The organism is Daejeonella oryzae DSM 19973 (assembly GCF_000422945.1).
Taxonomy (GTDB): domain Bacteria; phylum Bacteroidota; class Bacteroidia; order Sphingobacteriales; family Sphingobacteriaceae; genus Daejeonella; species Daejeonella oryzae.
Map to the genome: position 1 here is coordinate 1,172,540 of NZ_AUHA01000002.1, position 18,731 is coordinate 1,191,270.

At 40.5% G+C, this 18,731-nt stretch carries 21 protein-coding genes; 8 read left to right on the forward strand and 13 right to left on the reverse strand.

What is annotated here, in order from left to right:
* Nucleotides 1-198: 198 nt before the first annotated feature.
* Together G521_RS0105515 and G521_RS0105520 are read right to left on the reverse strand one after the other, a co-directional pair.
* A complete protein-coding gene (locus G521_RS0105515; protein WP_026897647.1) occupies nt 199-435 on the reverse strand; it encodes a hypothetical protein in 237 nt (78 codons plus the stop codon).
* A gap of 51 nt (nt 436-486) precedes the next feature.
* Nucleotides 487-771, reverse strand: a complete 285-nt coding sequence (locus G521_RS0105520) for a hypothetical protein (protein WP_026897648.1) — start codon at nt 769-771, stop codon at nt 487-489.
* A 362-nt stretch (nt 772-1,133) separates the two neighbouring features.
* On the opposite strand from G521_RS0105520, the gene G521_RS0105525 reads away from it, so the two are divergent.
* Complete coding sequence (locus tag G521_RS0105525) at nt 1,134-1,742, forward strand: beta-class carbonic anhydrase (protein WP_026897649.1); 609 nt, start codon at nt 1,134-1,136, stop codon at nt 1,740-1,742.
* 93 nt (nt 1,743-1,835) lie between these two features.
* On the opposite strand, the gene G521_RS0105530 is transcribed toward G521_RS0105525, so the two are convergent.
* The 3 genes from G521_RS0105530 to G521_RS16580 are packed head-to-tail and all read right to left on the reverse strand — an operon-like array spanning nt 1,836 to nt 4,625.
* Nucleotides 1,836-3,794, reverse strand: a complete 1,959-nt coding sequence (locus tag G521_RS0105530; protein WP_026897650.1) for a M56 family metallopeptidase — start codon at nt 3,792-3,794, stop codon at nt 1,836-1,838.
* A 2-nt stretch (nt 3,795-3,796) separates the two neighbouring features.
* Complete coding sequence (locus G521_RS0105535) at nt 3,797-4,168, reverse strand: BlaI/MecI/CopY family transcriptional regulator (protein ID WP_026897651.1); 372 nt, start codon at nt 4,166-4,168, stop codon at nt 3,797-3,799.
* The gene (locus tag G521_RS16580; RefSeq protein WP_036678205.1) at nt 4,158-4,625 is read right to left on the reverse strand and encodes a toxin-antitoxin system YwqK family antitoxin; all 468 of its coding nucleotides are present in this window, start codon (nt 4,623-4,625) and stop codon (nt 4,158-4,160) included. The genes G521_RS0105535 and G521_RS16580 overlap by 11 nt, the downstream gene beginning before the upstream one ends.
* Nucleotides 4,626-4,730: 105 nt before the next feature.
* Between G521_RS16580 and G521_RS0105545 the strand changes: the two genes are divergently transcribed.
* A complete protein-coding gene (locus G521_RS0105545; protein ID WP_026897652.1) occupies nt 4,731-6,134 on the forward strand; it encodes an MBL fold metallo-hydrolase RNA specificity domain-containing protein in 1,404 nt (467 codons plus the stop codon).
* A 237-nt stretch (nt 6,135-6,371) separates the two neighbouring features.
* Here the strand turns inward: G521_RS0105545 and G521_RS0105550 are convergent, their stop codons facing one another.
* Complete coding sequence (locus tag G521_RS0105550; protein WP_026897653.1) at nt 6,372-7,937, reverse strand: M28 family metallopeptidase; 1,566 nt, start codon at nt 7,935-7,937, stop codon at nt 6,372-6,374.
* 138 nt (nt 7,938-8,075) lie between these two features.
* On the opposite strand from G521_RS0105550, the gene G521_RS0105555 reads away from it, so the two are divergent.
* Nucleotides 8,076-9,428 carry a M28 family peptidase gene (locus G521_RS0105555; protein WP_026897654.1) on the forward strand — a complete coding sequence of 451 codons (1,353 nt, stop codon included), beginning with the start codon at nt 8,076-8,078 and terminating at the stop codon, nt 9,426-9,428.
* Between the two features lie 41 nt (nt 9,429-9,469).
* Here the strand turns inward: G521_RS0105555 and G521_RS0105560 are convergent, their stop codons facing one another.
* From G521_RS0105560 to G521_RS18090, 3 genes are read right to left on the reverse strand one after another with little or no spacing between them, the layout of a single operon-like run.
* Nucleotides 9,470-10,270 (reverse strand): ABC transporter permease, encoded by an 801-nt coding sequence (locus G521_RS0105560; RefSeq protein WP_026897655.1) that lies wholly within the window; start codon nt 10,268-10,270, stop codon nt 9,470-9,472.
* Between the two features lie 4 nt (nt 10,271-10,274).
* Nucleotides 10,275-11,180, reverse strand: coding sequence for an ABC transporter ATP-binding protein (locus G521_RS0105565; RefSeq protein WP_026897656.1), 906 nt, complete (start codon nt 11,178-11,180; stop codon nt 10,275-10,277).
* Between the two features lie 6 nt (nt 11,181-11,186).
* Nucleotides 11,187-11,360: a hypothetical protein gene (locus G521_RS18090; protein ID WP_155975673.1), complete on the reverse strand. Its 174-nt coding sequence runs from the start codon at nt 11,358-11,360 to the stop codon at nt 11,187-11,189.
* A gap of 258 nt (nt 11,361-11,618) precedes the next feature.
* Between G521_RS18090 and G521_RS0105575 the strand changes: the two genes are divergently transcribed.
* From G521_RS0105575 to G521_RS0105585, 3 genes are all read left to right on the forward strand, one after another.
* On the forward strand, nt 11,619-12,629 hold the full coding sequence (locus G521_RS0105575) for a sensor histidine kinase (RefSeq protein WP_026897657.1): 1,011 nt from the start codon (nt 11,619-11,621) through the stop codon (nt 12,627-12,629).
* A gap of 88 nt (nt 12,630-12,717) precedes the next feature.
* Nucleotides 12,718-13,443, forward strand: coding sequence for a LytR/AlgR family response regulator transcription factor (locus G521_RS0105580; RefSeq protein WP_026897658.1), 726 nt, complete (start codon nt 12,718-12,720; stop codon nt 13,441-13,443).
* Between the two features lie 40 nt (nt 13,444-13,483).
* Complete coding sequence (locus G521_RS0105585; RefSeq protein WP_026897659.1) at nt 13,484-13,867, forward strand: hypothetical protein; 384 nt, start codon at nt 13,484-13,486, stop codon at nt 13,865-13,867.
* A 20-nt stretch (nt 13,868-13,887) separates the two neighbouring features.
* On the opposite strand, the gene G521_RS0105590 is transcribed toward G521_RS0105585, so the two are convergent.
* The 4 genes from G521_RS0105590 to metK form a co-directional block, all read right to left on the reverse strand.
* Nucleotides 13,888-14,625 carry a lysophospholipid acyltransferase family protein gene (locus tag G521_RS0105590; protein ID WP_026897660.1) on the reverse strand — a complete coding sequence of 246 codons (738 nt, stop codon included), beginning with the start codon at nt 14,623-14,625 and terminating at the stop codon, nt 13,888-13,890.
* 45 nt (nt 14,626-14,670) lie between these two features.
* A complete protein-coding gene (locus tag G521_RS17700) occupies nt 14,671-15,372 on the reverse strand; it encodes a glycoside hydrolase family 16 protein (RefSeq protein WP_051189502.1) in 702 nt (233 codons plus the stop codon).
* On the reverse strand, nt 15,369-15,929 hold the full coding sequence (locus G521_RS0105600; protein ID WP_026897661.1) for an NUDIX domain-containing protein: 561 nt from the start codon (nt 15,927-15,929) through the stop codon (nt 15,369-15,371). The genes G521_RS17700 and G521_RS0105600 overlap by 4 nt, the downstream gene beginning before the upstream one ends.
* Before the next feature lie 100 nt (nt 15,930-16,029).
* The gene (metK, locus tag G521_RS0105605; RefSeq protein WP_026897662.1) at nt 16,030-17,283 is read right to left on the reverse strand and encodes a methionine adenosyltransferase; all 1,254 of its coding nucleotides are present in this window, start codon (nt 17,281-17,283) and stop codon (nt 16,030-16,032) included.
* A 202-nt stretch (nt 17,284-17,485) separates the two neighbouring features.
* Between metK and G521_RS0105610 the strand changes: the two genes are divergently transcribed.
* Nucleotides 17,486-18,358: a diacylglycerol/lipid kinase family protein gene (locus G521_RS0105610; RefSeq protein WP_026897663.1), complete on the forward strand. Its 873-nt coding sequence runs from the start codon at nt 17,486-17,488 to the stop codon at nt 18,356-18,358.
* A gap of 5 nt (nt 18,359-18,363) precedes the next feature.
* A complete protein-coding gene (locus tag G521_RS0105615) occupies nt 18,364-18,708 on the forward strand; it encodes a translation initiation factor (protein WP_026897664.1) in 345 nt (114 codons plus the stop codon).
* Nucleotides 18,709-18,731 lie beyond the last annotated feature (23 nt).

An 18,731-nucleotide genomic window follows, 5' to 3' on the forward strand; every position in this document is an offset into this window, starting at 1 on the left:
CTCTCCGTTGACTCTTTTAGTGTTTCCGTTTGAGCTCTGAGTGTTTCTGTTGATTCTTTTAGCCTTCCGTTGGGGTTTCGGACTGCTCCCTTACAGGGCCAAATCCTTAACAAGAAAAGGGAACACAGGAAAATAAGAGCCTGGATTATTTAAAAAAGCAATGAAAATAAAATTATTGTTGACTTAGAAATATCAATCCTATTGATAGGTTATCCAGTAAATAGCAGGCTCCATACCACCGACATCTACTCTGAATTTGCCATACCGGCCATCTTTGGTTTTGAAAACAATAACCATCCCCTCGCTTAACTGATCCATAGTAATCACATCTTCTGAATAGGCTTTCATTTGAAGTTCTTCCAGCCCGATGGCGTCAAAATCCTTTTTACCCAGTAAATGAAATTTACCCAGGTCGGGATGTAATGCATATTCCATAGAAGTAGGATGTTCCCAGATAAAATCGACCTCCTCATTATTTTCAGACGGTCATTCTTTACCCAAATCAAGATCGTATGAATACGGATAACGAATATTCAATCTACCCTTAGAATATACAGCTTCAACCACATCGGGGTTTTGTACGGTTTGCTGCGTTGAAATTACGGAGTCGTTTGTCTGAACGGCTGCGGCACCGGGACTGCTGTCAAACAGGCCAACAGATTTTAAAATTATTAACAGACCACCCACGGCGGTGATCAGGGTTGCAATAGCAGTGATGATACCGGGCACGGTGCTCCAAAAACCATTTGTTTGTTTTTCACCATCACTCATTATTGATCTTTTTGGATAGAAATGAATAATTACTAATAAGCTTGTGCTTATAAATATATCAAACAAAACAGAGAAATTATAGAGGAATTATAGCCGTCGGCTGCAGTAAATTTCAATAGCAATACGGGTAAATTCAATTTATTAAACGGTATCCCGAAGTTCAGCAATAGGAGTAAAAGCATGGGGAAAACCAGACCGGGGAAGTCTCAATATTTATTTTCTAGCATTGTAATTTTCATATCCCCCTAAGCACCATAATTACTGTTATGAAGTGCAAATAATGAAATCCGCCTGACCCGCTTTTTTGCAATTACAGTTAATTTAGTAGGGAATCTAATTCTGGATTTTAAAAATTGCAAATCATGGCAGCAACAGTTTTACAAAAAGAAACAAGCCAGGTACATCGTGAAGTACTGGAGGCTAACAAAAGCTATGCATCGTCATTTGGCGAAAAGGGGCAGCTGGCTTTACCGCCTGCCCGTAAATTTGCCATACTCACCTGCATGGACGCCCGTTTGGATCCGGCTAAATATGCGGGTTTGTCTGAAGGCGATGCGCATGTTATTCGTAATGCCGGGGGGCGGGCTTCCGATGATGCCATCCGCTCGCTGGTGATCTCTTATAAATTACTGGGTACCAGGGAGTGGTTTGTGATTCATCATACCGATTGCGGAATGGAACTGTTTACAGACGAAATTATGCGTACTCTTTTATCCTCAAGTTTACAAACGGCCACGATTGATGAAAAAGGCTGGCGGAATGTGGAAGAAAACGGGGGATCGGATGAGGCAAAATTTATTTCCTTTCTAACCTTTAAAAATCTTGCTGACAGTGTTACAGAGGATGTGAAACGCATTCGCAATCATCCGCTGGTGCCTAAAGATATCCCCGTTTACGGATATATTTATGATGTTAAAAGCGGTAAATTAAATGAAGTGGCCGAAGCAACTGCAGCCGGCAAAGCAGGCTGATGAATTTTTTTCCGGATTGTTAAAAATAGTAAAAAGAGAGCCCGTTCAATTCAGTTGAACGGGCTCTTTTCACAGGGGGCTTTCGTGTGAAAATTAATTCTTCTTCAGTGTAATCTCAATAGCGCCTTCTTTTGCCTTGTCGCCGTATTTTTTAATGGCGCTTTCGCGATCCAGCACATTCATTGATTCAATGGTATTGGGATCAAGCGTTTTGAGTTTGCTGCTACTGGCCGGTATTCCGTCGACTACCACATGACCTTTAAAATCCGAAATTCCTGATTTGCCTGATGGCGTGATCACGACCTGATCCAATGACTGCCCTGTAGATTTGTTAGAACCAAAACCTTTTGGGTTTGTTAGAGCAGCCGGCGGACTGCTGTTTACAAAAATTTCTACCACACCGGCCTTTGCTTTTTCTCCGTATTTGGCTGTCGCCTGCTCGCCTCTTAAAACATTCATCAATTTAATCGACTTTGTATCCACTGCACCAACCTGCTCCTGACTGATTTCTTTTCCATCCAGAATGAAAATGGAATTTTGCGGGATATTCGTAATGGTTACGCCTTCATTTGTTTTGTTAACAGCACCTGTCTTTTGGGCAGGAGCGCTGAATGAAATAGGCAATGTGTATTGAACCCGTACGGCTTTACCGTTTTGCAAACCGGGTTTCCAGTTTGGCGACGCATTTAAAACACGCACCGCTTCTTCGTCCAGTCCGTAGCCTACACCTCTCAGCATTTTGATTTCAGTAAGCTTGCCGTTTCTTTCTACCACAAACTGCAGGATTACTCTGCCGCTCGCATTGTTCTTTATGGCATCGGCAGTATATTTAAGGTTTTTACCCAGGTAGTCATAAAATTCTTTCATTCCACCGGGAAATTCTGGACTTACTTCCACCTGAGTAAACAATGGACCGTCTTGTTTTTCTGAACTTACCTGCGGCATATTGGGCTGCTGCATAGGTGGCGGGGGCGGTGGAGGCATCGGGAAAGTTCCGTACAGTCCTTGGGCGGTTTTTAATTCTGTCTGGTTTTGCAGATCGTATGTTTCCCTGTTCCCGTTTTTTAACAGCACGCTTACGCGGAAAGCCGAACTCCATCGCAATGCGCTTACAGTCGGATTTCTTTTCAGGAATTGTTCATAATCTGTTTGGGTTGAATCTGCGGGTTGAATCAGTTGCAGTGCTTCTGATGAAACTTCGCTGATCTGTTCAGCAACCTGATCAGATTTAAAACTTGCCGATGATAAAACCATCATGCCGGCAAACAGCGGCGCCGACAGGCCGTACTTGATTAATGCGTTTCGGGTTGATTTTGATTTGTGAAGCATAATGATTCTTCGTTTAAGGAGTGATTGATTATAGAAACTGTTGGTTAGGTGCTGGGGTGTTATGCCGAATGTTTTGCTTAGCAAAACCACGGCGTATGCAGATTTACTTTCTTCGCGGCGTGAGGCGATCTCATCAGCGGTAAATTCATGAATGTATTTGATGGCTTTGCGATAGAGGTAAACCACCGGGTTAAACCAGTTGATAATGCCGATGATCTCAAATAAGATCACATCTGCAGAATGCCATTCGCGGGAGTGAACCAGCTCATGCTCATACACGGTTTGACGATTTAGAACCGAGGTTCCCACTTTTACGCTGTTGAAAAACGAAAAGGCATGTTCCGTTTCTGCTGAATGGAGGATAACACGCACCCGGTATAATTGCCACAGGAAACGCAGTAAGAACAATCCGGCACCTGCCAGGTAAATATACAGCAGGATGTCGGCGGTTTGAAATGCGCTTTCCCTGGCAGGGATAATAATTTGCTGCTGACTGAAGGTCATGCTGATATTCTGAGTCACTACTTCTACCTGTTTGGTAATAAACAGCGACCTGATCCATTCGGATTGCAGGAAAGGAACTAAAAAAGACATGCTTGCGCCGCCCACCAGGTAGATGCGGTTCAGTTTAAAAAAGGTTTCGTTTTTGAGGAACAGCGCATAAAATCCGTAAAATAATACCAGGTAGATATTTACCAGCAGGAGGTAGTTAAGGGCATCCATAGCTATTTATTTTTAAGTTTTTCAATCAGTTTTAATATTTCATCCGCTTCTTTCAGGTCGATTTTTTCTTCTTTTACAAAAAAGGAAAACATGCTTTCTACCGAGTTGCCGAAATAATTAGTTAGCAGTTTGCCGGTTGCGAAACTTTTATAGTCTTCCATGCTGATGAGCGGATAATAGCGGTGGCTTTTGCCGAAAGCTTCGTGAGCTACAAAACCCTTGGTTTCTAAAATCCGGATAATGGTAGATACTGTATTGTAGGCCGGTTTAGGCTCGGGCAATTCGTCGATGATTTCTTTCACGAAAGCTTTTTTCAGCTTCCATAAAACCTGTATCACCTGTTCTTCTGCCCGTGTTAAATCTTTAATTTCCATTGCTGTGATGATCAGTTGTTAATTTTTTTGCTTGATTACCCGGACTTACTTCCCTTTCCGGAACTCCGAGTTTATAGGTAAAGGTTTTGATCAGTTTCCCGGCCGGATCAAAAAAGGCCCAGTCGCCGGAGTAATACCAGTGTAGTCCCGTTGCCGATGAATCCAGCAGGGTAATGCCGCTGGCCATCACTTTTTTGTTGGGATGATAAAAAGTAAGTTTAGAACTGTTGCCCCTGTATTTTTCTCGCTTGTAAATATTTTTCCCATGCTTAAATTTCCAGGTGCCGGTTTCACGGCCTTGTTTAAATCTGCCGCGACTTTTATAAATGCTTCCTTCGTTTTCATCTTTAGTAATCCACAAGCCGGTTCTTAGTCCGTCTTCAAAACGATTTATCTTGCATGATGCCAGCATCATGACTATCATTGCTGATATAATAAATCCTGCTTTTTGAATCATAATCTAAAGTAAAACTATTTATTTAGTTTTACAACTATATTTTTAGTTTGATTAAAAAAACACAATTTACAGGATGCTGCTGTTAGCATCATTTACTAAGTATATATGGAAATAGCCTTTCACGGAGCCGCACAAACCGTAACCGGAAGTAAGCACCTCATCACTTTAAAATCGGGAAAAAAAATTTTACTGGATTGCGGATTGTTCCAGGGAATGGGCGAGGACACCGAAGCCATGAACGAGCATTTCGGTTTTTCTCCCGCAGAACTGACCTATTTGGTTCTTTCTCATGCCCACATTGATCATTGCGGATTAATTCCGCGTTTGGTGGCACAGGGTTTTAAGGGGCCGATATTTTGCACCGCCCCAACCATGGACCTGGCCCGAATCCTGTTGATGGACTCAGCCAAAATACAGGAGCAGGATGCCGAGTACAGTAACAAGCACCGCATGCGCAAAGGCCTTCCCCTGATAAAGCCTTTATATACTGATGACGACGCTATCGAAGCGATGCGCCAGTTTAAGATCGTGGATTATAATACCGATTTTGAAATTGATGCAGATATCAGTCTGCTGTTTACAGATGCCGGGCATATTGTAGGCAGTGCCGCCGTTCATTTAGCCATTAAAGAAAACGGAAAGATAACCCGTATCACTTTTAGCGGCGATGTGGGCGGATATGAGGACATGCTTTTGAAATCTCCACAGCCTTTTCCGCAGGCAGATTATATTTTACTGGAATCAACCTACGGCGATTCGCTGCATGCGGAACTGGAATCTACCGAAGAGCAGCTTCTGGAGATTATACGCCATACCTGTATTCAAAAAAACGGAAAATTAATTATCCCCGCATTCAGTGTGGGGCGTACGCAGGAAATTCTGTATGCTATAAATGCCCTGGAACTGAAAGGTGTTTTACCGTATATTCGCTATTATGTGGATAGTCCTTTGTCTGCAAAAGCAACTCAGGTTTTAAAAGATCACGAGCTGGAATTTAATGCCGACGTAAAGAAAGTTCTGAAGCTGGACGACGATGTATTTCATTTCAAAGGATTGAAATTTATCCAGACCACGGAAGAATCAAAAGCTTTAAATGATGATCCGAGACCATGCGTTATAATTTCAGCTTCGGGTATGGCAGAAGCCGGAAGGGTAAAGCATCATATTAAAAACACCATCGGAAATTCAAAGAATACCATTTTAATGGTGGGATATTGTGAGCCGCGTTCATTGGGTGGCCGCTTAATAGCGGGTAATAAAGTGGTTTCGATCTTTGCAGAAGACTATAACGTTAACGCAGATATCCGCTCTATTAAATCCATGAGCGCCCACGGCGATTATGCCGACCTGCTTCGTTTTGTATCCTGCCAGGATCCGGCTAAGGTGAAAATCCTTTTCCTGGTTCACGGGGAGTATGAAGTACAACAGCGGTTTAAGCAGCGGCTTTTAGAAAAGGGTTTCCCCGTTGTGCATATTCCGGCAAGGCACCAGATGAAAGAACTGGAGTAAATATTTGTGGGAAAAAGCAGTTGTGTTAAATGAATTCTATAGTCATGTTGAGATTGTCGAAACATGCCCTAAACACTACCCTTCGACAGGCTCAGGGTGACCGACGTTATGAGCCTGTTATTCGTCAATGTGACTATCACAAAAATTAGTTTGCGCCCAAAAAAAATGTCACCCTCAAACAAGCTGAGGGTGACATTCTGTGATTTTTAGGACAACCTTTTACAAGGTAAATTATAATTAATTTCCTGTTGCGGCAGGAGCCTTTGGTAAAGCTTTACGCGGAATTTTCTCCGCTCTCTGAGCAGTATTGTAAACAAAAGAGGCAATAATAGTAGAAGCCTGTTTCAGATCATCTTCAATTAAGCGATCGTAAGTATCCATATTGGTGTGGTGCGTACGGGTGTTGTACTCAATTTCATCCTGTATAAACTGGAATCCCGGAATTCCCAATGCATCAAAAGCCTGGTGATCTGTTCCGCCGGTATTGCGAATGGTTACCGTATTTGCGCCCAGATCCTGGAAAGGACTAAACCATTCTTTAAAAATTGATCCGGCTGCTTCATTACCCTGCAGATAAATACCGCGTATTTTACCGGTTCCATTATCCAAATTGTAATATGCAGAAATCTTTTCCTGCTCCGGTTTCAAAACCATCGTTTTAGGATCACCGAAATGAGTGGCAACATATCCTCTGGAACCAAACAAGCCCTGCTCTTCAGAACTCCATAATGCAATGCGGATGGTGCGTTTTGGTTTTAAATTCAAGGCTTTGATAATACGAACTGCTTCTATCATCACCGCACTTCCGGCAGCGTTGTCGGTAGCTCCGGTTGCTGCATGCCATGAATCCAGGTGGCCGCCAAGCATCACTACTTCATTTTTCAATTTTTTGTCGGTACCCGGAATTTCTGCAATTACATTATATCCCTTCGTATCGTTATCAAAGAATTTGGTTTTAATATCTGCTTCGAATTCAACTTTTATTCCGGCCTTAATCAGGCGAAGTAATCGTAAATAATCCTCGTTAGAAATTTCTAATTCGGGAGCTGTTTCAGGAGCATCAACTGCGTACGAAGCACCGTTGCTGGTGAAATACGTTCCATGATTACCACGGCCGCTGTTTAAAATTAAGCCTACATTCTGCTCTACTAAAAAACTGCTTACCTGCGTGCGGAAAGCTCTCATTTTCATGAACTGAGCACGCTGATCAGCAGACATGGTTCTGTTTCCGCCCTGAGCGGCTACAGGTGGGGCGGCAAGTTTTTCCAGTTCTTCATCAGTATAGCGTAAACCATCTGGTTTGAAAGAAGTATTGATGCGGCTCTGATTATCAAAAATCACAATTTTACCTTTCAGGTTCCCTTTGTATTTTTCCAGATCGCTGGCAGAATCGGCTTTAAGTAATACTATTTCTGATTTAACCGGACCGTTGGTGCTTTTTGTCCATGCCTTCGGAGTCGCGATAATGGCATGGTAATACGGGCTGGTCATCGCCGAATAGTTTTTTTCAATTTCCCATCCTTTACCAAAATTTCCCCAAGGCTCTAATTTAACATTCTGCAATCCATAAGACTGAAGCGTTTTAACTGCCCATTCTTCGGCACGTTTTAAACCCGGAGAATTGGATAAGCGTGGTCCGGAAACATCTGTAAGATAAAAGGCTGTTTCCATAACTTTTGAGTTATTGAGACCTTCTGTCCGAATTTTCTGAGTAACTGCTGCATCAGCAGATTCTGTTTGTGCCCATACAGGCGAACAAAGCGCTGACAAAAGTACAGCTGAAAGAATAAACGTTTTTTTCATTTGAATGATTTAGATACTGATTATCAGCAAACTTATTTAATTAGCTTAAGATTCATGTTGACAAACGCTAACAAATTTGTTACAACTTAGAGAGCTAATATTTTGCAAATTGTTACATTAGAAACTTAGTTCAGAATTATGAAGCGATTTTTTTTAGTGTCCTTTTTACTTTCCTTGTTTTTAAACGGATTTAGTCAGACTGCAATTATAAAGCAGGATCCGGTAATTAATCAGATGATAACCGAGGTTTCGGCTCAAAATATAGAAAGCATTGTGCGAAAGCTGGTGAGTTTTGGAACCCGCCATACCTTAAGTGATACGACCAGTAAAAAAACAGGTATCGGCGCCGCCAGAAACTGGATTAAACTGGAAATGGAAAAGTATGCTAAAGAATCGGGAGGGCGTTTGAATGTGGAATTTGACACATTTACACTTCCTGCTGATGGCCGCAGGGTACTGGTACCAACCAGCATGAAAAATGTACTGGCCATTTTGCCCGGAACAGATCCCGCAGATGACCGCATATATATAGTTTCCGGCCATTATGATTCACGTGCATCAGATGTAATGGATGCAAAAATTGCAGCTCCGGGTGCCAATGATGATGCATCGGGTACGGCTGCAACCATGGAAATTGCCCGAGTAATGAGCAAACAAAAATTTAACTGCACGCTCATCTTTGTGGCTATGGTTGGCGAGGAACAGGGACTTTACGGAGCCTCTAACCTGGCTAAAAAAGCGAAAGAACTGAAATGGAACGTAGCCGGTATGATCACTAATGATATAGTTGGCAATACCTATGGCATGGAAACGGGGCTGAAAGACAACAGAAGTGTACGGGTTTTTAGCGAAGGAGTTCCGGGAGGAGAAACACCGCAGCAGTCTTCCTCACGTGCTAACACAGGTTCTGAAAATGATTATGATGCCCGCCAGTTTGCCCGCTATTTTAAAGAAGTTGGAGAAAGGTACGTAGAGCAGGCGGATGTGAAATTGATTTATCGCCGCGACCGCTATCTGCGTGGAGGCGATCATACCGCTTTCTCCAGAGAAGGTTTTAGCGCCATCCGGGTTACCGAAATGAATGAAAACTTTGAGCGCCAGCATCAGGATCTGCGAACAGAAAATGGAGTTGATTATGGTGATACGCCCGATTTTGTAGATTATGCCTATACACAAAAAGTGGCCAGATTAAATTTAGCAACTCTGGCCAACCTTGCTTTGGCACCGCGGCAACCCGAAAATGTGGGTGTAATCACGTCGGGCCTCACCAACAAAACCAGTCTGAAATGGGAAGCGCCGAAAGGTGAAAAACCGCAAGGATATTATGTAGTGATGCGTGAAACCAGCAGCCCGGTATGGGAGCGTAAGTTTTTCTTTACGGATACAAAAGCAGAGCTTTCTTATTCAAAGGATAACTTTATTTTCGGCGTGCAGTCGGTTGATGCCGATGGTCATGAAAGCATGGTAGTAATCCCGAAAGCGGTGAGATAAAAATTACCGGTTGCATTAAGCTGCCGGCAATTTATTTTAAATTATTTAACGCTTCTCTTGCTGATGATAAAATAACCGGCAATAAAAGCCACCACCGCTACGCCCAGGCTAACATAAATTTCGCGGGTCATAAGCTCAAAATAAAGTGACTGCATGTCGCTGGATTTCTTGGCAGAGAAAATACTGATCATGGCCAGGCTTGGATGTGAATAAGGGATGGTGTAAGCATATTTCCAGCCCATATTACTGCATATTACTCCGGCTACGGTTAGTACAAATCCAATTCCCATAGGTTTCAAAAAATCGGCCCACAGCAGGCTCAGTATAAACTGAATGGAAACAATGCCTAAAGACGCCAGGAATAATTTGAGATGGATTTTAAATAACAAACCAACGATGTCGAACTGGTTGAACTTTAATTCGGGCAGCAGCAAATTCATGAGCCATGCCGATAATAATATACAGGTAGCAAACAGGGATAGACACAGCGCATCCAGAAAAACAGCGTAGACAAATTTGCTGCTATAAATGCTCCATTTTGGAATAGGAAGACTGAATACACTTTTCCACATATCCGAGCGGTGCTCGATGCTGTTGATAGAGTAAGTTTGAAAAATTACGAGCATGGGTAAAATTAAAGCACCCATAACTCCCAGAATAGCGCCCATGTATCTTGCCCACTGCTCTAATGGAGAATAGGGAGTCAGCTTATCAGAATAAAGATAAAATCCTGTAAACAGAAAACCGCAAAGTATTAGAGGCAATAATATGGCTGACAGGAAAGTGAGGGTTTTGCGGGTTTTGTAAAATTCTGAGCGGAAAGAAAGAACGAAAGCGTGCATACAATTAGTTTTGGGTGATGTTCATGAACAACTGCTCTAAATTTTTCCTTGTCTGACTGAGGCTGTAAACGGTGTAACCTTTGCTGATGAGCAGACTATTGATGCTTCCCATTTCCTCGTGTGATGAATATGGAAGACAAATTGAGTCGACCTCGACATCTACCTGATAGCCGTTTCTGAGTAAAAGGTTAGCTGCAGAAACCGTATCGTTAACTTGAAGAGAAATTAAGCTGTTATTAGCCCGCTGAAGTTCTGCAATGCTTCCCTGAAATAGAAGTTTGCCGTGGTTAATGATACCGACATGTGTAGCCATTTTTTCTACTTCGGCTAAAAGGTGACTGGAAACAAAAACAGTTTTCCCTTCTTCACGGGATAGTTTCTGTAATAATTGTCTGATTTCCATAATCCCGTTAGGATCCAGGCCGTTGGTCGGTTCATCCAGTATCAGTAGCTGCGGATCTGGAAGCAGGGCAAGTGCAATGCCCAGACGCTGCTTCATTCCGAGAGAGTAGTTGCCGGCTTTTTTATCTGCTTGAGTATCCAGATCTACCAGTCGAAGTAATTCATTTACCCGCTTGCGATCTGTTTGTAAAAGTATGCATCTGTTTATCAGGTTTTCCCTGCCGCTTAAATGCGGATAAATAGCAGGCTGCTCAACCAGTGATCCGATTCTGGATAAAATACTGATCCGGGAATGATTAAGTTCCTCTCCGAAAACAAAAACGTTTTCAGAAGAAGAGTATAAAAGATTTAAAAGTATTTTTATTGCCGTTGTTTTACCGGCGCCGTTTGGTCCCAGGAAACCATAAATACAGCCTTTTGGAACTTGCAGCGATACATTGTCTAACACTTTTTGTGTTCCAAACCAATATGAAAGCTGCCGGGTCTCTATTTCTAAAGGCTGATCCATAACTGCTTAAAAAATATTACGGATCAGGAGCTTAAAGGATGGCACCTGCAAACTGATACTGGCCTGATGCTTTTCTGCGGGAATTTCCTTTTCTAAATTGAGTACCAGAACGCCTATCATTAAAAATATTGGAACCAATAACATGATAAACGGAGAAACGGAGTTTGTTAACTTTTTCATTGCAATAAGGTTTAGCAGAAATGAAACTTCAATTAAATTTCATCGCTGTGTTTTAATTTGATAATTAAAGTAAAAGCTAATTTTTTGCTCCCTGAAATCTTTTAGACCAATCTGCGATAGTCTCGGATGAAGTGTATATTTTAGCGGATCAACGGTTTGGCCAGTTAGAGCGGAGTTGGCAGATGATTTTTACCGATTGGTCGAATTAGCGGCTGTGAAAATGGCTGAATAAATAGATTTAGAGTATAATTTTTAATAATGAATAAAACAAAGCAGATATTTCTACATTCAGCAATTTGGATATCTATTCTGCTATTGTTCATCTACATCGGCAGCAACGGGAAATACACTTATCACACCCTTGTTGTTATTGTGTATTTCGGACTAATCAACATTCTGATATTTTACATCAACTACCTGTTGATCCTGCCCAAATTCTTAAATAAAAAGAGATATTGGTGGTGCGCTGTCAGCATGATTTTGCTTGTGTTTTCAGCTGCTCTGATTAAATACGGGCTGGCAAGCATTTTTAAGGATTTTATATTAATTCGCGGTCCAAAAAAGGTGCTAATTTCTTTTTATGATTATTACCTGAGTGCCGTTTTTGTAAGTTCGTTTTTTATATTTCTAAGCACTGCCTTAAAATTTATGGCGGATTGGTTTGAAAACGAAAAGGTTAAAACCAATCTTGAAAACGAAAAGCTTACAGCCGAACTTGCGTTTTTAAAGTCACAGATCAATCCGCATTTCCTGTTCAATTCCCTCAACAATATTTATTCTTTAGCCTATCAGAAATCTGCTAAAACTCCTGAGGCAATATTAAAGCTGTCGGAAATTATGCGCTATATGTTGTATGAGAGTAATGATAATATGGTTTCACTGGCAAAAGAAATACGCTACCTCGAAAATTATATTGAACTTCAGAAACTTCGTTTTAAGGACGAGTCATTTGTTCATTTAGATATCAGCGGTGATCCGGAGAATCAGACAATTATGCCGCTTGTGCTTATTTCATTTGTAGAAAATGCCTTTAAACACGGAGTAGCTACCGATGAAAAAAGTCCTATTCGGATTACTATAAAGATAGAATCAGGGAAATTATTCTTCAGGGTAATTAACAGAAAAAGTGATTTTAATAAGGATGAAACCGGCGGAATAGGTCTGTTGAATGTTCACCGCAGACTCGACCTGATTTACAAGGACAAATACAAACTAACAATTGATAACAGCACAGATTATTATTCCTGTGTTTTAAACCTTGAATTATAGATGCTCGTTCAGGATTTAAATTCTATGAGAATAGCATTTATTTTAAATTCTGATGAGGAGAATTAACCTTAATATCTAAATTTATATTATGATACGTTGTCTGGTTGTTGATGATGAGCCTCTTGCCCTGGATATACTGGCTGATTACATTTCCAAAATACCTTTTTTAAAACTGGTTAAAACAACAATCAGTGCCATTGAAGGCTTGTCGCTGGTACAAAATGATGAGGTGGACCTTGTATTTTTAGATGTACAGATGCCCGAACTCACCGGCATTCAGTTTTTAAAAATCATCAATGGCAGGTGCGATGTTATTTTAACTACCGCTTATTCGCAGTATGCATTAGACGGGTATGAATTGGATGTGACAGACTATCTTTTAAAACCTATTGCTTTTGATCGTTTTTATAAGGCTGCTCAAAAAGTTTTGAATAAAAAGCAGGATAATGCAGCCATTCCGCTTCCTGCTGCCGAGCCTCCGCTACATACCAACAGCAACAATTTTATTTTTGTAAAAACAGAGCATAAAATTCAAAAAATATACCTGGATGATATTCTGTATATCGAAGGACTAAAAGACTACATTTCTATTTTTACCAAATCAGAGCGGATCATTATTTTGCAGAACATGAAAAAAATGGAAGAAACCCTGCCTTCCAAAAGTTTCGTGCGGGTGCATAAATCCTATATCATTGCATTAGATAAGATTGACAGTATAGAACGCAGCCGAATCCAGATTAAGGACAAAATTATTCCTGTGGGAGATACCTACCGGGAATATTTTTTCAAACTGATTGAGAATAAAAATGTGTAGTTTTTATTAGCTTTATTATAGGTCAAGATTACAATTACTTATGAAAAAGCTGCTATTAGCCACCATAATTATTAGTCAATTATTTACTGCCTGTAGTAAAAGTAAGAATTCAGATCCTGTGTTAATTAGTATTGAAAATCAAACGGGATTTGAGGTTGAAGAAGTTTTTGTGGCTATGGAAAATTTTGAAAATAGCAATACCTACGGGAACATTAAGGCAGGAGATAGTTCTCCTTATAAGGTTTTTAAATTGGCATATAGTTATGGTTACATCAAATTATATATAAATAAGGAAGAATTTATCCAGCAGCCAATTGATTTTGTAGGTGAGACAAATTTAGCTCCCGGCAAACACACCCTTATTCTCAAACTACTAGACCAAAATGATCAAAGGATTCTACGGTCTACTTATCGAAAAGATTAAAAAAACATCATCCTGAAAAGTTATTTTGTAGCGATAGAGTTTCTGACGGCATTTTCGGCTATTAATACCACATCTTCAAGCGGCCTTTTTTCAGGCTCTATCGGATCAAGAACGGTAATGGTCATTTTTTCGCCAAAACTTAATGGGAATTGACCAAACTGAACAATTTTCCAGGAACCTGTAATAGCTATCGGAACCAGTAAAGCATGAGGGGCTTTTTTCAACAGGGTCGCAATTCCCCCAACTGCAAAAGGTTTTAAACGTCCATCCCGGGAACGGGTTCCTTCCGGAAAAATAACGGCCGACCAGTTATTCTTTTCCATTCGCTGGCTCAGTTTTAAAATTTCGCCCACTGCCTGCTTGCTGTCTTTGCGGTCAATATTTGCACCTCCGCCGTATTTAAGGTTAAAAGAAATACTAGGAATGCCCTTGGTTAACTCAATTTTAGAAATAAACTTGGCGTGATATTTTCGCAGATACCAGATCAGGGGAGGTATCTCATACAAGCTTTGATGATTGGCTATAAAAATAATCGGTCTGTTAAGAGGTAAATTCTGTTCATTCTTAAAAACGATTCGGGTGCCAATCAGTAATAAAGTGCCCGTCAATAAAAGGTTTAAGATATCAACCGTTTTTTTATGTGCCTTATATCCTCCAATTTTTAGAGCCAGCCATTGTATGGGATGAAATATCGCTAAAAGCAAGCCGAATGCGAGGTATTGAAAAGGTGTAAAAAGATATCCGAGAATTTTATTCATGATAGGGCAAACTTACAATTTCATCTATCCAATACCATTCAGAAACTATCTAAAATTTTCTATCTGTACATAGTCAATCTCACAACTGGCAGGCAGGTCTGTAAGATTAAGGCTTCCGGCCCAATCAGAACTTTTGGAGGGCCATGTATTGAGCAATAATTTTAAAGACTGCCGGGGAATAAATTCCCTGACTGAATAAATTATTTTTCCGTCGACTTCCCAATCAATTCGATTTGCACGCCATATAATTGAATAGGTATGAAAATCTTTTGAGGCATCAAAACCTAAATCAATCTCCTTGTGATGACTTTCTTCATCTATCCAGTGATTAAAATGAACAACGCCGGAATTTTTTCCTGTGAACTCAATGTCAATTTCAGGATTTGGTTCTTTTCCGGGAGAGTATAAAAAGAATGCAGAAACAATTCCGGGGGTTGCCGAAGCTTTCATACGAACTGTAAATTTTCCGTATTTGAAACTTTGCAGGGATCTGATTTCGGCGGCGCTTATTCCTTTTGCCGCCCGGGAGTCTTTGTCGACTTTTAAAATCAGTTTACCTTTTTCAATATAGCTGTTTCCGGAGTTGAAATTGGCAAGGTTGTTTGCAAAGGTATGGCTGAATTTCTTCCAATGAACCTTGTTAAACGTATTGAAATCATCACGGTACACTAATTTATATATAGACTTTTTTTCCTGGCCAACGGGATTGAAGAATAATATGGAAACTAAAATCAGCAGAAATCTCAAATTTTGGTTCCCTCCATCAGTAAGATTTTAAGTTTTAAAATTGCCGCAACGCTCATCGAATCTGTAATTTCTCCGGATACGACCATTTGATACGCCTCTTCAAAATGTATTTTTTTAACTTCCAGAAGTTCGGTTTCTTCCGGTTGGGAAACGCCAAAGCTAAGATCTCTGGCCAGGTAAATTATTGCCAGCTCATCACTTACTGAATTAGATAAATGCATTCTCTGAATTTCAACCCAGGAGGAAGCCGTCATTCCGGTTTCTTCTAAAAGTTCTCTTTTGGCAGAATCTAAAGGATCTGTACCATGTAATCCTCCGCCTTCCGGAATTTCCCAGCTATATTGATCCAGAGGAAAACGATGCTGGCCAACAAGCCAGGTATAATTTTCATCATCCAGAACGATAATGCCAATGGCCAGGTTTTTAAAATGAACCTGTCCGTAAATTCCTTTTCCACCACCGGGATTAATTACCTGATGCTCGGTTAAACTAATCCATGGATTGGAGTATATATCATTACTGGCCAGAATTTGCCATGGATTTTTCTTTTCTATCATAAAAGAAACGTAGTGTAAGTTGTGAAGTAGCAAATAGCACTATTATTAATCAAAAAAGCCTTCTTCAAATTTTGAAGAAGGCTTTTAATGATTTTCCTCTTTATAAACCGAAAGCTTCCTTCAGTTTTGAAACGTAATCCAGTTTTTCCCAGGTAAATAATTCTACCTCGATACTTTTCTTTTCACCGGTAGCGCCTGTAAATTCTTTAGTTACTGTTTCGTTTTTGCGACCCATGTGACCATAAGCGGCTGTTTCTGAATATATAGGGTTGCGCAATTTTAAGCGGGTTTCGATACCGAATGGAGTCATATCGAAAATGCTCAATATTTTATCAGAAATCTCGCCATCTGTAAGGTTGATTTTAGAAGACCCATATGTATTTACATAAACTCCCATCGGATTTTTTACGCCAATAGCATAAGAAACCTGCACCAGTACTTCATCGCAAATTCCGGCAGCGACCATATTCTTAGCAATGTGACGGGTTGCATAAGCTGCAGAGCGGTCTACTTTTGAAGGATCTTTTCCTGAGAATGCGCCACCACCATGCGCACCTTTGCCACCATAAGTATCCACAATGATTTTGCGGCCTGTCAGTCCGCTGTCGCCGTGCGGTCCGCCGATTACGAATTTCCCGGTAGGATTAATATGATATTTAATATTATCGGTAAATAATGACTGTAAATCCGGGTTTAACTGTGCTTTTATGCGTGGAATAAGAATGGATTTAATATCCTCCTCAATTTTGGCCTGCATGGCTTTTTCGTCGTCGAAATCATCATGCTGGGTAGAAACCACTATTGTATCAATGCGAACCGGCTTGTGATCATCTGCATATTCTATAGTCACCTGCGATTTTGCATCGGGGCGCAGATAGGTTATTTCTTTATTATCGCGGCGTAAATCTGCAAGTTCGATCAGGATTTTGTGGGCAAGATCTAAAGCTAAAGGCATGAAATTCTCCGTTTCGCTGGTTGCGTAACCAAACATCATTCCCTGGTCTCCGGCACCCTGATCTTGTTTTTCAACACGGTCAACACCTTGGTTAATATCGGCAGATTGTTCATGGATGGTAGAGATTACACCGCATGAATCGGCCTCGAACATGTATTCTGATTTGGTATAGCCGATTTTTCGGACAACTTCCCTTGCAATTTTTTGAACGTCAAGGTAAGTGGTAGACTTAACTTCTCCGGCCAAAACAACCAGCCCGGTGGTAACCAAAGTTTCGCAGGCTACTTTTGAATCGGGATCCCAGGCTAAAAAATTATCAATTAATGCATCCGATATTTGATCGGCTACCTTGTCAGGATGTCCTTCAGAAACAGACTCTGAAGTAAATAAGTATGGCATAATGCTTGGATTTTAAATAATAAATGCAAGCGAAAAGAAGCTGTGATTGGATGAGTAAAAATTAGTAGATGTTTTAGCACTTTTTTTTACGTGGTTGCAATCAACGCAAATCGATCCACTTTTTTGCACCGCAAAAATAGGATAATTTTTAAATTCGGAAAAAATAAAAACTATTTTTACATCCCGTTTAGGTATAAACTCATTGAAAAAGAATATTCTTTTTATAATCAATCCCATTTCAGGAGGGATCAGCAAATTAAACTTTCCTCTATTAGCAGACCGGTATCTGGATAAAAATCATTTTAATGCCCGCTATTTATTTAGTGAACGTATTGGGCATGCACATATACTGGCAGCAGAAAATGTTAAAAATGATACTGACATTATAGTTGCTGTTGGAGGCGATGGTACTATTAATGAAATAGCTTCTGCGCTGGTAGGTACTAATAAAACCATGGGAATCATTCCTTGTGGTTCAGGTAATGGATTGGCAAGAGCTTTGAAAATCCCACTGGGTCATAAGCAAGCTGTTAGCAGGCTGAATAAAATACATGCAACCTGCATTGATTCGGGATTATTTAATAATAAATGTTTCTTTAACATGGCGGGGATAGGTTTTGACGCACATATAAGCAAACGCTTCGCGGATGATGTAACCCGGGGTTTGAAAGGCTATGTGCGTACTACCTTTACAGAAATTAATCAGTATCGATCTCAGAATTATAAAATTTCTATAGATGGTAAGTTGTTTGAGCGTGATGCTTTTATGATTAGTATCGCTAACTCATCTCAATTCGGAAATAACGCTCATATATCGCCGTTCGCATCTGTTTCTGACGGGCTTCTGGATGTTTGTATTATAAAGCCATTTCCAATGTATCATTTTCCGGTAATGGGATTTCATATGTTTAGTAAAACGGCACACCGCTCCAGGTTTGTTGAAATTATACAGGGGAGGGAAATAAAAATTATTCGTAATGATGCCGGAGCGGTACATCTGGATGGAGAGCCGCAGCTTATGGGTGCAGATCTGGAAATTGAGATCAGACCGCTGTCATTAACCATATTAACTTAATAATCATGTCAAAGAAAAATAAGGGAATTACCGGAGTGGTTTATTCTACTGATCCGGGTTTTGAGTATAATCAAGAACAAGAGCAGGAATTTGACACTTTGCCACCTCAGCAGCAAAATTTAAAAGTGCAGTTAGACCGCAAGCAACGCGGAGGTAAAGCGGTTACTCTAATTACAGGTTTTATTGGGACAACAAGCGATCTTGAAGCTTTAGGAAAAAAAATAAAGCAAAAGTGCGGAGTTGGAGGATCTATTAAAGATGGTGAAATTCTTATTCAGGGAGATTTTCGTGAAAAGACGATGAGTTTGCTTGTGGGCGACGGATTTAAAGTAAAAAAAATTGGCGGTTAAATTTGTCATTAAAATTACCTTAT

Coding starts and splice junctions, on each gene's coding strand:
- G521_RS0105565 (WP_026897656.1), bottom strand. CDS start 11,180: ATGGATCAGCCTTTAGAAATAGAGACCCGGCAGCTTTCATATTGGTTT.
- G521_RS0105535 (WP_026897651.1), bottom strand. CDS start 4,168: ATGGAAATTAAAGATTTAACACGGGCAGAAGAACAGGTGATACAGGTT.
- G521_RS16580 (WP_036678205.1), bottom strand. CDS start 4,625: ATGATTCAAAAAGCAGGATTTATTATATCAGCAATGATAGTCATGATG.
- G521_RS0105590 (WP_026897660.1), bottom strand. CDS start 14,625: ATGAATAAAATTCTCGGATATCTTTTTACACCTTTTCAATACCTCGCA.
- G521_RS0105575 (WP_026897657.1), top strand. CDS start 11,619: ATGAATAAAACAAAGCAGATATTTCTACATTCAGCAATTTGGATATCT.
- metK (WP_026897662.1), bottom strand. CDS start 17,283: ATGCCATACTTATTTACTTCAGAGTCTGTTTCTGAAGGACATCCTGAC.
- G521_RS0105560 (WP_026897655.1), bottom strand. CDS start 10,270: ATGCACGCTTTCGTTCTTTCTTTCCGCTCAGAATTTTACAAAACCCGC.
- G521_RS0105520 (WP_026897648.1), bottom strand. CDS start 771: ATGAGTGATGGTGAAAAACAAACAAATGGTTTTTGGAGCACCGTGCCC.
- G521_RS0105555 (WP_026897654.1), top strand. CDS start 8,076: ATGAAGCGATTTTTTTTAGTGTCCTTTTTACTTTCCTTGTTTTTAAAC.
- G521_RS0105585 (WP_026897659.1), top strand. CDS start 13,484: ATGAAAAAGCTGCTATTAGCCACCATAATTATTAGTCAATTATTTACT.
- G521_RS0105545 (WP_026897652.1), top strand. CDS start 4,731: ATGGAAATAGCCTTTCACGGAGCCGCACAAACCGTAACCGGAAGTAAG.
- G521_RS0105530 (WP_026897650.1), bottom strand. CDS start 3,794: ATGGATGCCCTTAACTACCTCCTGCTGGTAAATATCTACCTGGTATTA.
- G521_RS0105600 (WP_026897661.1), bottom strand. CDS start 15,929: ATGATAGAAAAGAAAAATCCATGGCAAATTCTGGCCAGTAATGATATA.
- G521_RS0105615 (WP_026897664.1), top strand. CDS start 18,364: ATGTCAAAGAAAAATAAGGGAATTACCGGAGTGGTTTATTCTACTGAT.
- G521_RS0105515 (WP_026897647.1), bottom strand. CDS start 435: ATGGAATATGCATTACATCCCGACCTGGGTAAATTTCATTTACTGGGT.
- G521_RS0105580 (WP_026897658.1), top strand. CDS start 12,718: ATGATACGTTGTCTGGTTGTTGATGATGAGCCTCTTGCCCTGGATATA.
- G521_RS0105525 (WP_026897649.1), top strand. CDS start 1,134: ATGGCAGCAACAGTTTTACAAAAAGAAACAAGCCAGGTACATCGTGAA.
- G521_RS0105550 (WP_026897653.1), bottom strand. CDS start 7,937: ATGAAAAAAACGTTTATTCTTTCAGCTGTACTTTTGTCAGCGCTTTGT.
- G521_RS18090 (WP_155975673.1), bottom strand. CDS start 11,360: ATGAAAAAGTTAACAAACTCCGTTTCTCCGTTTATCATGTTATTGGTT.